The organism is Paenibacillus xinjiangensis, from assembly GCF_059686975.1.
In genome coordinates this window covers 42589-56485 of the sequence record NZ_JCAALS010000024.1, presented here as the reverse complement: position 1 = coordinate 56485, position 13897 = coordinate 42589, and the positions used below count along the sequence as shown (strand labels likewise).

The 13897-nt window shown below is 48.7% G+C and carries 9 protein-coding genes; 8 read left to right on the top strand and 1 reads right to left on the bottom strand.

Going from position 1 to position 13897, the window contains the following annotated elements; genetic code table 11:
• Positions 1-24: 24 nt before the first annotated feature.
• A complete protein-coding gene (locus AC6ESP_RS21705) occupies positions 25-834 on the bottom strand; it encodes an SDR family NAD(P)-dependent oxidoreductase (RefSeq protein ID WP_497098831.1) in 810 nt (269 codons plus the stop codon).
• A gap of 223 nt (positions 835-1057) precedes the next feature.
• Here AC6ESP_RS21705 and AC6ESP_RS21700 point away from each other — a divergent pair, with 223 nt between their 5' ends.
• The 8 genes from AC6ESP_RS21700 (at position 1058) to AC6ESP_RS21665 (ending at position 13886) form a co-directional block, all read left to right on the top strand.
• A complete protein-coding gene (locus AC6ESP_RS21700) occupies positions 1058-3871 on the top strand; it encodes a family 78 glycoside hydrolase catalytic domain (protein WP_497098830.1) in 2814 nt (937 codons plus the stop codon).
• On the top strand, positions 3871-4719 hold the full coding sequence (locus AC6ESP_RS21695) for a sugar phosphate isomerase/epimerase family protein (protein ID WP_497098829.1): 849 nt from the start codon (positions 3871-3873) through the stop codon (positions 4717-4719). The genes AC6ESP_RS21700 and AC6ESP_RS21695 overlap by 1 nt, the downstream gene beginning before the upstream one ends.
• 110 nt (positions 4720-4829) lie before the next feature.
• Positions 4830-6368, top strand: a complete 1539-nt coding sequence (locus AC6ESP_RS21690; RefSeq protein WP_497098828.1) for an ABC transporter substrate-binding protein — start codon at positions 4830-4832, stop codon at positions 6366-6368.
• Positions 6369-6525: 157 nt separating this feature from the next.
• The gene (locus tag AC6ESP_RS21685; RefSeq protein WP_497098827.1) at positions 6526-8814 is read left to right on the top strand and encodes a glycoside hydrolase family 2 protein; all 2289 of its coding nucleotides are present in this window, start codon (positions 6526-6528) and stop codon (positions 8812-8814) included.
• A 16-nt stretch (positions 8815-8830) separates the two neighbouring features.
• Positions 8831-10405, top strand: a complete 1575-nt coding sequence (locus AC6ESP_RS21680) for a glycoside hydrolase family 43 protein (protein WP_497098826.1) — start codon at positions 8831-8833, stop codon at positions 10403-10405.
• Positions 10406-10582: 177 nt separating this feature from the next.
• Positions 10583-11854, top strand: coding sequence for a glycoside hydrolase family 1 protein (locus AC6ESP_RS21675; RefSeq protein WP_497098825.1), 1272 nt, complete (start codon positions 10583-10585; stop codon positions 11852-11854).
• 169 nt (positions 11855-12023) lie between these two features.
• Positions 12024-12989, top strand: coding sequence for an ABC transporter permease (locus AC6ESP_RS21670; protein ID WP_497098824.1), 966 nt, complete (start codon positions 12024-12026; stop codon positions 12987-12989).
• Between the two features lie 12 nt (positions 12990-13001).
• Positions 13002-13886 (top strand): carbohydrate ABC transporter permease, encoded by an 885-nt coding sequence (locus AC6ESP_RS21665; protein WP_497098823.1) that lies wholly within the window; start codon positions 13002-13004, stop codon positions 13884-13886.
• Positions 13887-13897: the final 11 nt, after the last annotated feature.

The following is a 13897-nucleotide window of genomic DNA, read 5'->3' as shown; positions in this document are numbered from 1 at the left end:
TATTTCTTTTGGGAAAAAATAGAGTTACTCCAAAATTTCCGGATGAGCCCATTTGACGGGGGTCACCTTGCCCGCGTGAGAGCCGGCATCGATCACAATAGCGGAACCGCTGATGTAACGCGCCAAGTCAGAGGCTAAGAACAAGGCCAAATGACCGATTTCTTTAGGGTCGCCAAGCCTTCCGTTCGGGGACAGGATCTTCGCGTATTGAGAGACGACTTCCTCAGGTGCTTGTCCCCAGATGGAGGTTCGGAACGTCCCCGGACATATCGCATTGATTGAGATGTTGTACGCCGCATAGTCGAGGGCGGCGCTCTTCGTTAGACCGACCACGCCATGCTTAGCGGAAGCATAAGTAGCCATGGAGCTGTTTCCCAATATTCCTGCTTGGGAAGCAACGTTAATAATGAACCCGCTGGTCGACTTGGTTTTCAGAATAGCTTCGACAGCAAACTTTATTCCCAGGAAGACGCCGCGTAAGTCGATCGCCATTAATTTATCGAACTCAGCCACCGAGAATTCATGCGTAGGTCTACTCTCGGCTGCAATTCCGGCATTATTCACGAGGCCATCTAATCGACCGTACGTCGCGACAGCGAAATCGACGAGCCATTTTACTTCATCTTCTTTGCTTACATCCGCTTTGAAGAAAACTGCCTCTCCGCCAGCAGCTCGAATCTCCTCAGCGAACTTCGATCCCTTGTCGGCATTGATATCGGATACAACGACCTTCATGCCATTCTCTGCATAACACAATGCGATCGCTTTGCCGATGCCGTCGGCAGCACCCGTTATAATAGCAACTTTGCCTTTTACACTAGAAAAATCTGTCATCTATTATCCTCCTATTTGAACGATTACCTGTCACCTTCACCATAAAACAATCCGGGTTGTTTCTCTAACGTTTTTACGACTTTACGGATGGAATTTTCACGACTTTTTTGGTCGTGATAACAACATCTAAAAAGTCGGCTAAGTGTTAGTCTGATTTTTCCCGAAATGTTATCGTGAAAAGGGGAAGAAACTACAACGGAAATGATATAGGAGGTTACTAAATATGTTGGAAGCCGTGTCTTTGCGAACGGAATATCTGGATAATCCCTTGGGGTTGGATTCGGTCAAGCCGCGTCTGGGTTGGAAGCTTAAAAGCAAAGGAAAAAATGTGCTACAATGCGCATATCAGCTGCAAGCATCCGCAACCAAAAGTTTCGCTGACGTGACGTGGGACAGCGGGAAAATGGAGACGAGCCAATCGCAGCATGTCTTGTACGCCGGTCCCGAATTGAAATCGATGCAGCGCATATATTGGCGGGTCAAGGTATGGAACAATAATGGAGAGGAATCGCCGTTCAGCGAGCCGGTGTATTTTGAAACCGGACTTTTTCACCCTTCGGATTGGAAGGCTCGTTGGATCGAACCAGAGAAAGCGGTAGACATCGACGCCTATAAACCGGCGCCGTATATCCGCAAAGAGTTTGACGTGAAGAAGGGTCTTGTCTCGGCTAGAGCCTATCTGACGGCGAAAGGATTGTACAGCTTTTATTTGAACGGGATCGAGGGTACGGACCACTTGTTTACGCCGGGATTCACCTCCTATCACAAGAGGCTGCAGGTCCAAACGTACGATGTAACTCGCCTTCTGCGCGAAGGTACGAATGCGCTAGGGTTTATTCTCGGGGACGGTTGGTGGAGAGGCACCACCGGCGGGGCAAGCCTGAAAAACAACTTCGGTTATAAGGTAGCCTTTTTAGGACAACTGGTGTTGACCTACGAGGACGGGAGTCGCGAAATCATCGCCAGTGACGACTCCTTCAAGACGTCCCGCGGACCGTTGCTGAAGACGGATATGAAGGCGGGAGAGGTCTACGACGCCACGATCGATATCGAAGGATGGAACAAGACCGGGTATGATGATTCCGCATGGGAGCAGGTTGCCGTCACGGAGGATGGATACGACAACTTAATCGGTACGAACAGCGTGCCGGTAAGAACGAAAGAACGTTTCACGCCTAAAGTGCTGCAGACGCCGAACGGAGAAACGGTACTGGACTTCGGGCAAAATATCGCCGGCTGGGTCGATATGCAGGTTCAAGGAGACACGGGGACGGAGGTCGTTCTCATCCATGGAGAAGCGTTGGATAAGGACGGAAACTTCACGTTGCAAAATCTTACGGGGCATGGAGAATTGGAGGATTTCCAAGAGGTTCATTACATTTTAGCGGGCAACGGAGTGGAAAGCTATCGTCCTCGGTTTGCCATCTTCGGCTTCCGTTATGTCCTGCTGAAAAATTACCCGGGTACAATCGATCCGCAGAACTTTACGGCGGTCGCTGTCTATTCCGATATGGAAGAAACGGGCGGGTTCAACTGCTCGCATCCGTTGATCAATCAGCTCGTATCCAACTCCATATGGAGCCAGAAGGGCAACTTTATGGAGGTTCCTACCGACTGCCCGACACGGGAGAGGGCTGGATGGACGGGGGATGCGCAGGTCTATTCCAGAACGTCGTCCGATTTCTTGAATGTGTATCCTTTCTTCGAAAAGTGGATGGCCGATCTGGCAGTCGAGCAGTTCCCCGACGGATCGGTCGCAAGCACGGTACCCACTGTAATCGGCTACCACAACTTAGCCGAATGGGAGCGGCTTTCCAAGACAAGCACAAATCCGATGATGGCGTTTCGCAAGCCTGGAGTAGCCAGCATGCTTGACGGTTCTTCGGGTTGGGGAGATGCGGCCGTCATTATCCCGTGGACCATGTACCTATGCTATGGCGACAAGACGATTCTGGAGAAACAGTTCGATTCCGCGAAGGCGTGGGTGGATTATATGGCCTCAAACGCGAAAGAATCGAATCAACGATTTAAAGATACCCCAGTTTATCAAAATTATACGGATGGGGAGCTTGACGCGAATTATGTGTGGGATACGAAGTTCCATTGGGGAGAGTGGCTGGAAACCGACACGGAATTCACGGATCTGGCTGCGGTATTGACGAAAACAGGCGGATGCTTCCCTGATGTTTCGACGGCTTATTTTGCTTATTCCACCAGGCTGCTGGCGGAAATGGCGCAAGTGCTTGGAAAAGCTGAAGAGGAAGCGAAGTACCGGGAGCTCTACGGCAAAATCAAGCGCGTGTACAATCGGTATTTTATTAAGGAAGAAGGTCAAATTCTAGACGGCAGGCAAGCGCCGAATGTCCGTACGCTTGCATTCGGCTTAGCGGATGACGATAACAAACAAGCTGTTGCCGACAGACTTGCGCAGCTGGTCACGGAGCAAGACTTTCACCTGAACACGGGTTTCCTGTCGACGCCGTTCATTCTCCATGTGTTGGCGGATTCCGGACATGCGGATATCGCATTCCGGTTGTTGGAGCAAGAATCGTGTCCGTCGTGGCTATATGCCGTCAGCAAGGGAGCGACGACGATCTGGGAAAGCTGGCGAGGAATGAAGTCTGACGGTGAGTTCTCGGGATCGCTTAACCATTATTCGTACGGAGCTGTATGCGATTTTCTCTTCGCGGGCATAGCCGGAATCCGTCCGGTTTGGGACGCGCCGGGCTATAAGCACTTTGTTTTGAAACCATTGCATGGGGGAACGCTTACGCAAGCGTCCGCTACGTTCGAATCCCTCTACGGGACTATTCAATCGAGCTGGGAAAAGACGGGACAAGGGATCGCCTATCATTTTGAAGTGCCGGCCAATACGACGGCGACGATCATGCTTCCGGGCAATCAAGACGACCTGAAGAGCGGATTCGAGGATTTCCCAGATGCGCGTTACGAAGATGGCAGAATCCTGTTCACGGCTGGAAGCGGCGAATATCGCTTTACCATTTCGTTACTTGAGATGAAGGGAGAGGGGTTGTAATGGTCCTTAAGGCTGTACAGCAGTTTCAAATTAGATCGGTAGTTGGAACGGAACAACAGGCCCAAGATACGCTTAAGGCAATAAAGGATGCAGGATACGATGGCATCGAGCTATGCGGTTTTCTCGTTAGACCTTTGCCGAAGGCCGCGATTGAGATGGCGAAAGCCGCAGGCATTGAACTGGAAAGCAGCGCTGAACTCGACTGGAAAACATTGATTAAACAATCCGGGCTGGAGGTCGTGGGCCTTCATGAAGATCTGGATATGATCCTTATGTTAACGGCGAGCATCGTCGCTGATGCCCAAGAATACGGAACGGATACGATTATCGTTACGGGATTGAGGAGCTTCGATTATTCAGACAAACAAGCCGTGGTTAACCTTGCGGAAAGACTGAATCATGCGGGTAGAATGCTTGAGAAGGAAGGTCTCCGCCTGCTGTATCATAATCACAATTGCGAGCTGCGTAAAGTCGATGCGGAGAAGACCGCGTTTCAAGTGCTCATCGAACAAACGGATCCAAGTTATGTGAATTTCGAGTTCGATTCCTATTGGCCAACTGAAGCCGGATACGATGCTTTGGCTCTTATGAATAGTCTTGGCAGCAGAATGAAACTTTATCATATCAATGACCGGGGCTTCCGCGTCAATGGCCCAACCGCTTCAATTATAGAGTCGGGCAGCATGGAATTGGGCTACGGCAATATGAATCTAGAAGCGCTTATGAATACGGCGATAAATTACGGCGTGCAGGCTGTTATCTTGGAATCCCATACGAACTGGGTAGATGATTCTCCGATCCAATCGTTGCAGCTTAGCGCAAAATTCATGAATGAACACATAGAGTGACCAAACAAGTCGCGAAAGCGTTATCAGAAAAGTCGTCAAAGTGTTAGTTGGCACTAGGGGCATAACGATACGATGAAGGTGTAAGTTAAAGTTAAATGAGGGGGATTGCAATGAGAAAGAAATTGAGATTTGTCGTTTTGACACTTGCAGCGGTCATGTTGATGGGGTTGATCAGCGCGTGCTCGTCGTCTAACAACGGAGAGAACGCTGCAACAAACGCCCCGTCGAGTACGCAGGAGCCCGGCGCTAGTTTGGACGAAGCAACGAAAGATCCTTTCGAAATCACGCTTGCGTTGCCGATCATTGGAGCAACGCCGGCAGATCTTGCGTTGGTTCAAGAAGAAATGAGTAAAATCACGAAAGTGAAAATTAACGCAACCGTCAAAATTTTGCCTATCAGCATAGGCACATGGACACAACAAATGAATTTGATGTCATCCAGCGGCGAGAAGCTGGACCTGTTGTTCGAATTTGGACAGGGCTACAGCGCCGATATGGCAGCAGGAAAAATTATTCCGCTGGACGGTCTCTTGGATCAATACGGCGCGGGCATCAAACAGGCGATTGGTCCGGAATATTTGGCAAGCGCCAAGCTTAAAGGTGAAACTTACGGAGTACCTGTGTACAAAGACTATACAACCGGAACAAATTCGATCCTCATGGATAAAGCACTGGTGGACAAACATAAGATCGATGTAGCCTCCATCAAAGGACTCGATGACCTGGATCAGGTATTTAAGACGATTAAGGAAAACGAGCCCGGTATTGTACCGTTTGCGGTAGGGTTATCCGTTCCTTCGGATAAGTATGGTGATTATGACAGACTGGGCAATCGATTTGGCGTTTTGCCTGGATTCGACAATGGGCTTAAGGTTGAAAACGTATTTGAGTCCAAAGAGTACGAAGACTATTTGAATAAAATGCACAGCTGGTTTAAGGCTGGATATATCAACAAAGACGCGGCTACAAGCCAAATCAACGGTACGGAAATGGTGAAGGCGGGCAAAGCCTTTGCTTACTTCGACGGCCTTAAGGTCGGAGGAGCGGAAGTACAAAGCGCAGCAGTAGGCAAAGAACTCATCGCTGTACCGATATCGTCGAACACTTATGCGACAACATCCGATGCAACGGCGGGATTGTGGGCAATCTCCAACAATTCCAAAAATCCTGAAAGAACGATGATGTTCCTGGACCTCATGTATTCGGATAAGGATCTATCCAATTTGTTCTTATGGGGTATTGAAGGTAAACACTATGTGAAGGCGTCGGATACCACGATTGATTATCCGGAAGGCGTCGAAGCGACGACGGTAGGGTATTCCCTTCAAACATGGATGGTCCCTAACCAATCCATCGGCTATATTCGGACGACTGACTTGCCGAATGTATGGGAACTAACGGCGGAAGCGAATCAAAAAGCTATAAAATCGAAAGCGCTTGGCTTCGCATTTAACTCGGAGCCGGTCAAGAACGAAATTACAGCTCTCAATAATGTAGTAGAACAATATAGAAAGGCCCTGGAGTCGGGAACCTTCGATCCGGCAGACAAACTTCCAGAGCTCAGAGAGAAGCTTAAGTCGTCAGGGATTGATAAAGTCATCGCAGAAAAGCAAAAGCAGCTGGACGAGTGGGCGGCATCGAACAAATAATAAGTTCTACCACTAAGGCATCGCAGGGCTTAATGGAACGCTTGGGCGCATCGATCTGAAGCAAATTAATCGGATCGATGCGTCGCTCGAAGCGTCATTCATTAGGCCCTGCATGCTATTACGATACCGAATCTCTAACGAAGTGAGGGATTTAAATATGTTGCAGATCATCAATTTGAATGAAAATTGGATATTTACTCCAAACAATCACTCCTCTTATGAACTGGAGCCCATTCATGAGGGAGAATGTGTTGCTTTGCCTCATACTTGGAATGATACGGATGGGCAAGGGGAGCGAGAAGAATACTTTCGGGGGCAATGCTGGTACCAACATAAGCTGGACATCTCTTCGGAATTGCTGGCCAAACGATTATACCTCGAGATTGGTGCAGCGGGGAATATGGGAAAGGTCTATATCAATGGCCAACTAGCCGGGGAAAGCCGATGTGGTTATGCCATGTTCCGAGTACCCTTGCATCCATACTTGAAGGTTGGACAAAATCTGATTTCCGTTGCCGTGGATAATCGACATTCACCCGATGTATTCCCATTAATGGCGGACTTCACGTTTTACGGCGGTTTATACCGAGAAGTTAAGCTTCTCGTGATGGAGGATGTACACTTTGACGTAGAGGATCTTAGTCGAGATGGCGTCTATTTGACTCCCAAGAAGATAAGCAATGATTCATTCGAACTCGAGATTCGCGGGACAATGGTCAATGAGTCCTCAACAAGGGTCCAAGGGACGATTCAGGTGCAACTTCTGGATCAGGATGGAAATTTAGCACTTGAAACCCGCACAGAGATTGAGGTCGAGGATACACAACCATTTACCATCGTGGATACGATTGGAAATCCCGTTCTGTGGGATGGCGTTGACAATCCGTATCTGTATACCGCCTCCATTTCCGTCACAATCGAAGGACAAATCTACGATTTACGCCACCTTGAGGTCGGGTTTAGGACCGTTGAAGTTACATCGGATCGAGGGGTGCTTCTAAACGGAAAGCCGCTCAAGCTTAAAGGGGTCAGTCGCCATCAAGATTATGCCGGCGTAGGCAACGCCGTTACACGAGAGCAGATGGAAGAGGATATGGCCATCATCCGGGAAATGGGGGCCAACAGCATTCGTCTTGCTCATTATCAGCATGATGATTATTTTTACAAGTTGTGCGATAAAAGCGGGATGTTAGTATGGGCTGAAATTCCGTTTATCAGCACGCCTTCTTCTGAAGACCCGGAAAACCGAAATGCAAAGGAACAATTGGAAAGGCTCATTAAGCAAGCCTATAATCATTGTTCGATCTATTGTTGGGGCGTGCAAAACGAGATCACGATTGCCGTTGAAAACGAGAAAACCTATGAAACGATCAGGCAGCTCCATGCCATGGTGAAGCAACTGGATCCCAATCGTTTATCCGCTCAAGCCAACATCTATTCGGTTGAAAACGATAATTTGATTCATGATTTAACCAATATGGTCGGTTATAACTTATATTACGGCTGGTATTACGGTGAATTGAATGGTTTAGGCAAACGTCTGGATGAATTTCACCGCATTAAACCTCATGTGCCAGTTCTCGTATCGGAGTATGGCGTGGATGCGAATCCGAGATTCCATTCTTATTCTCCGAAAGTGAAAGATTATTCGGAAGAATATCAGGTTGTATTCCATCATAATGCCATTAAAACCATCCAGGATCGATCATTTGTTATGGGCGGATATGTGTGGAATATGTTCGATTTCGGCAGCGCGAGCAGAAACGAAGGCGGCAATCGAGGGAAAAACATGAAGGGGCTCGTAACGATTGACCGAAAATTAAAGAAGGATGCTTACTATCTTTATAAAGCTTACTGGTCCAAAGCTCCATTCGTTCACTTAGCCGGTCGTCGATTCGTCAATCGTCATGAAGCGCGAAATGACATCGTTATTTTATCCAATCTGTCCAGCCTGAAGGTTTACAATAACGATGTTCTGCTTGACGAAATCAAGACGAGTGAGCCCGTCAAGGTGTTACAAGCCGTCTCCTTGTCTATTGGAGAAAATCGAATAAGGGTTGAAGGTACCGACGGAAACGGGAATGTCTATACCAATGAAATGATCCTTAACTATGTGACGGAAATAGACAAAAGTTATACGTATGTCGCACAGGAACAAAATAATCATGTCGTGAATTGGTTCGAGAAATTTGATCTCTCCAATGTTCAAGAGGTCAATCTCCGTGACGGTTATTATTCTACTTTCGATACGATAGAAGAGCTTTGCCGCAATGAGGAGGCTAATGCGGTATTTGTGAAATATTTCGGGGATATGGCCGAAAATCCCAAATTTGCTCCTATGAAGGCGGTCATGTCCATTGAAAAGATATCCAAAATATCGTCATTAAGGATTCCAATTGAGCTGCTTTCCATTATTAACAAGGAACTGAACATAATTAAGAAATAAATAGGGGGAATAAGCTATGGCAACATTCAAAAATCCTGTTATCCCGGGCTTCCATCCCGATCCCAGCGTTTGCAGAGTCGGAGAAGATTACTATCTGGTTACGAGCTCCTTCGATTATTTTCCGGGCATTCCGATTTTCCATAGCAAGGACTTGGTGAACTGGCGTCAGTTGGGGCATGTGTTGACGCGAGAAAGCCAGTTGCCGCTTAAGGGTATGCTTCCGCCGGGATATTCTCAAGGGATTTATGCGCCAACGATTCGTTATCACGACGGGCGCTTCTACGTCATTACGACGAACATTTCCATCCAGAAAAGCTTCTATGTGTGGGCAGAACATCCGGAAGGGCCTTGGTCTGAGCCGATCTACCTTGAAGGCTGGGGTGGCGTAGATCCGTCATTGTTCTTCGATGAAGATGGCAAAGTGTATTTGACGGGCACGGCTAACTTTTATGGGGAAAGCGTAGGTATTTATCAAGCGGAGATCGATATCGCAAGCGGGACATTATTAAGTGAGCGGCGGTTGATATGGGAAGGTACGGGCGGAAGCCATCCCGAAGGTCCGCATCTATATCGGATCAACGGGTGGTATTATCTCATGGTAGCTGAGGGCGGAACGGAATACGGACACATGGAAACGATCGCGCGGAGCCGCTGCCCGTACGGTCCGTTCGAGAGCAATCCGGCGAACCCGATCCTCTCCAATCGAAGTACGCCGAAGCCGATTCAGGCAACTGGACATGCCGATCTCGTTCAAGCTGCAGACGGCAGCTGGTGGTGCGTGTTTCTAGGCATCCGGCCGGTCGCTAACGCGAAACGCCATATCCTGGGTCGTGAGACGAATCTGGCGCCCGTCACTTGGAACGAAGAAGGTTGGCCGGTTGTCGGCAATCATGGCAGAGCCGAGCTTGAGCACGATGCCGGAAGCTTGTCGCTAGGAGAGCCGATTGAGTGGGTAAGCCGGGATGATTTTGATTCGGACAAGCTACAGCCGGCTTGGAATTTCTACCGGAACCCCGTCCCGGATTCGTGGTCTCTGACAGACCGGGCAGGATGGTTGACGCTCAGGGGGCAGGCTTGCACCTTGAACGACAAAGAGTCGCCGACGTTCGTCGGCCGCAGACAGCAGCATAAAAATTGCGAGATCAAGACCCTGATAGAGTTTCAACCGTCGGAGGAAGGCGAAGAGGCCGGACTAACCGTATTCATGAACGAAAAATTCCATTACGAAGTTGCCAAAACGATCAAGGGCGGTAAGCCTAAGCTTATCCTAAGGCGCCGTGTCGGAAGCATGTCGCTGCTCGAAGCGGAAGTGGATTACTCCGAACCGACGGTCATTCTCGGCATACAAGCGAACGAAGTGTTGTATACGTTTACGTACGCTGCTCCCGGTAAGGAACCCGTTGTAATAGGCAAGGGCGAGACGGCTTTCCTCTCCAAGGAAGTCGCGGGCGGATTTACAGGGGTGTTCTTCGCGATGTATGCGACCGGGAATGGGACAAGCGCTCATGAACCGGCTCATTTCGACTATTTCGATTATGTCCCTTTGGAAGATAAACCGATGGACTTTTTCACGATCATGGCATTATCTTAGCGAGTAACGTCGATTCCCTCTCTTCACGGAGCGGGAATTTTTTTGCCGGAATGACGTCTCGGCTTAAGAAGTCGTGAAAACGTTAGCGGATTAGTCGCGATGACGTTAGTTGGCCCTACGGGAATTGAATAGAATGAATGAGAGAGTATAGACAAAACTTGAGAGGAGCAATTCAATATGATAAGTCGTTTTCCCGACGATTTCTATTGGGGGGCCTCGACGGCCGCCCACCAGGTGGAAGGAAATAATACCCACTCCGATTTCTGGCTCATGGAAAATTTGGAGGGATCGATTTTTAAGGAGCGTTCGGGCAGCGCCGTAGACCACTATCGGCTGTTCAAGGAAGACATTGCGCTGCTCTCCTCGTTCGGATTGAATTCGTACAGGTTCTCCATCGAATGGGCGAGGATTGAGCCGGAAGAAGGGCGTTTCGATCCGGCAGCCATTGAGCATTATCGGGGCGTATTGTTGGCTTGCAAAAGCTCGAATGTAACGCCGATTGTCACCTTGCACCATTTCACAACGCCGCAATGGCTCATTCGCGCGGGCGGATGGGAATCGGCGGAGACGCCTGCCCGTTTTGCCCGTTATAGTGCCCATGTCATGAAGGAATTAGGCGAATTGATTCCTTTTGTTTGCACGATCAATGAAGCGAATATCTCCATTGGAATTACGAAAATCATAAAGCGGCATCAAGCCGGAGGAGGCCAAGCGCAGGTCGGAATTAATACGGATAATATGAGCCAGATGCAGAAGTATTTCATGGCACTGGGGCAAGCATTCGGCGTCCATCCGCAAGAGGTGCACTCTTTCCTCGGTGCTCGTACGGATAAAGGGCTGGAAGTTATCTTCAAGTCGCATACGGAGGCGAGAAGCGCGATTCGTCAGGTGAGTCCGAATACTCGGATTGGACTGTCTTTGTCGCTGTATGACATTCAATCGATCGCAGGCGGAGAAGAGCTGGCTGCTGAAGCTTATCATGAAGAATTCCTGCAGTTTCTTCCGTATCTAGAAGACGACGATTTCTTCGGTTTGCAAAATTATACCCGTATGGTATACGGGCCGGATGGTCTTCTGCCGGTTCCCGCAGATGCCGAGAAGACCCAGATGGGGAACGAGTATTATCCGGAAGCGCTTGGGGGAGCCGTTCGTTTCGTCTCCAAGCATCTGAAACAGCCGATTATGATCACAGAAAACGGGATCGGGACGGACAACGACGAGCGCCGCATTGCATTTATCGATCAAGCGTTGAAAGGCGTACAAGCTTGTATCTCGGACGGAATTCGAGTCATTGGTTATATGCACTGGTCTCTGCTCGATAACTTCGAATGGCAGCTCGGTTACTCGAAGACGTTCGGATTGATCGAAGTGGACCGTTCAACGCAAGAACGTAAGCCGAAACCGAGTGCGTATCATCTCGGAAGCATCGCAAGGGATAATTCAATATAAGAGCGGTTGAAGCCGGATCCTTAGAGAGGATCCGGCTTCAAAATTAAGCGGGGAGAAGTCGTCAAACCGTTATCGAAAAAGTCGTCATTCCGTTAGTTGGCCATGCGGTCATCCCTTATGATAAGGATAGTCAGAAATAGAAAACAGATGAACAGGAAGGGGAACGACTATGGCACAAGCCTCCTCGGTAAATGCTAGGCAAGCCGCAAAGAAACCATTGAAAAGGAAAACCCAATATCGGAAATATGCGCCGCTTCTGATTATGATGATTCCAGGTCTTCTTTACATTTTGATCAACAACTATCTCCCAATGCTAGGGATCGTCATCGCATTTAAGGACGTGAACTTTGCCAAAGGTATTCTGCAGAGTGATTGGGTTGGATTCGCCAACTTCGAGTACTTATTCAAGACTACCGATGCGTATATCATCACGCGCAATACGATTCTCTACAACCTTGTGTTCATTATTCTAGGAACTGTGCTTTCGTTGGCCGCTGCGATTCTGCTGAACGAAATCAAAAGCAAGGTGCTGGTGAAGGCGTACCAAAGCATCATCACGCTGCCGCATCTGATCTCCATGGTTATCGTCGGTTATCTCGGATTCGCTTTCTTAAGCCCGGACACGGGGTTCCTTAACAAGACGGTGCTGCCATGGCTCGGCATCGAGGAGGGGATTTCGTGGTATACGGAAACGAAGTATTGGCCTTGGATTCTGACTTTGGTCCATTTCTGGAAGAGTGTCGGGTATTCCAGTATCGTATACTTCGCAGCACTGCTTGGCATTGAAGAAGAATATTACGAGGCGGCTAGACTTGACGGCGCTACCCGTTGGCAGCAAATTCGTCACATCACGCTGCCGATTATTGTACCGGTCATCACCATGTTGACGCTGCTAAATATCGGAAGAATTTTCTACTCTGACTTCGGGTTGTTCTATCAGGTTCCGATGAACTCCGGGGCACTGTTCGAAACAACTTCCACGATCGACACTTATGTCTTCAGAGGACTGATGGGCTCAGGCGACATCGGTATGTCCACAGCGGCAGGCGTCTATCAATCTATCGTCGGCTTTATCCTCGTCATCGTGGCAAATCTTGTAGTAAGGCGTTCAAACAAAGATAATGCACTGTTCTAAGGAGGTCCTGATATGAAAAACGAAGACAGATTTCTAACCTGGTTTAGCCATATTTCGATGTTTCTATTCGCTGCGCTTTGTCTCATTCCGTTCTTGCTGCTCATTTCGGCATCCTTGACGGATCAGAATGCGATTACAGCTCACGGTTATTCTTTCATTCCTCAAGTGTTCAGTACGTCGGCTTACGAATATTTGTTGAACAGAGGCTCAGACATCGCCAGAGCTTACGGGGTAACGGTATTTGTTACGGTCGTCGGTACTGCGGCCGGGTTGGCCATTACGATATTGCTGGCTTATCCGCTATCCAGAAGAGAAACGCCGCACCGAAATCTGCTTATGTTCATTATCTTCTTTACCATGCTGTTCCATGGGGGGCTCGTCCCCTCGTACCTAGTGTACGCACAATTGCTCGATTTTAAGAACTCGATTTGGGCGCTTATCGTACCGGGACTGCTCACGAATGGTTTCTATATTATGATGATGCGAACGTTCTTCCAGACGACCGTGCCGCCGGCGTTAATCGAATCGGCGCAGCTGGATGGAGCAAACGAGTACCGGACGCTTTGGTCCGTCGTGCTGCCGCTGTCAACGCCCGTCATCGCGACAATCGGCTTGTTTACGTGCATCATGTACTGGAATGACTGGCAGAACGGGATGATTTACATCACTAACCCTGAGCTGTTCAGCGTCCAAAATCTGCTTAATCGAATTATGCAAGATATTCAGTTTATTACCACCAATTTAAGCTCTAACGCGGGCGAGGCCATGCAGCAGATGCCGACCGACTCGGTTAAGATGGCCATTGCGGTAATCGGAGTGTTGCCGATCCTGGTTGCCTATCCGTTCTTTCAGAAGTATTTCATTAAAGGAATCATGGTCGGTGCCGTAAAAGGGTAAGCTGATCGCAA

Excerpts from the sequence above, each read along its gene's own strand:
- AC6ESP_RS21705 (WP_497098831.1), bottom strand. The coding sequence starts at position 834 with ATGACAGATTTTTCTAGTGTAAAAGGCAAAGTTGCTATTATAACGGGT.
- AC6ESP_RS21700 (WP_497098830.1), top strand. The coding sequence starts at position 1,058 with ATGTTGGAAGCCGTGTCTTTGCGAACGGAATATCTGGATAATCCCTTG.
- AC6ESP_RS21695 (WP_497098829.1), top strand. The coding sequence starts at position 3,871 with ATGGTCCTTAAGGCTGTACAGCAGTTTCAAATTAGATCGGTAGTTGGA.
- AC6ESP_RS21690 (WP_497098828.1), top strand. The coding sequence starts at position 4,830 with ATGAGAAAGAAATTGAGATTTGTCGTTTTGACACTTGCAGCGGTCATG.
- AC6ESP_RS21685 (WP_497098827.1), top strand. The coding sequence starts at position 6,526 with ATGTTGCAGATCATCAATTTGAATGAAAATTGGATATTTACTCCAAAC.
- AC6ESP_RS21680 (WP_497098826.1), top strand. The coding sequence starts at position 8,831 with ATGGCAACATTCAAAAATCCTGTTATCCCGGGCTTCCATCCCGATCCC.
- AC6ESP_RS21675 (WP_497098825.1), top strand. The coding sequence starts at position 10,583 with ATGATAAGTCGTTTTCCCGACGATTTCTATTGGGGGGCCTCGACGGCC.
- AC6ESP_RS21670 (WP_497098824.1), top strand. The coding sequence starts at position 12,024 with ATGGCACAAGCCTCCTCGGTAAATGCTAGGCAAGCCGCAAAGAAACCA.
- AC6ESP_RS21665 (WP_497098823.1), top strand. The coding sequence starts at position 13,002 with ATGAAAAACGAAGACAGATTTCTAACCTGGTTTAGCCATATTTCGATG.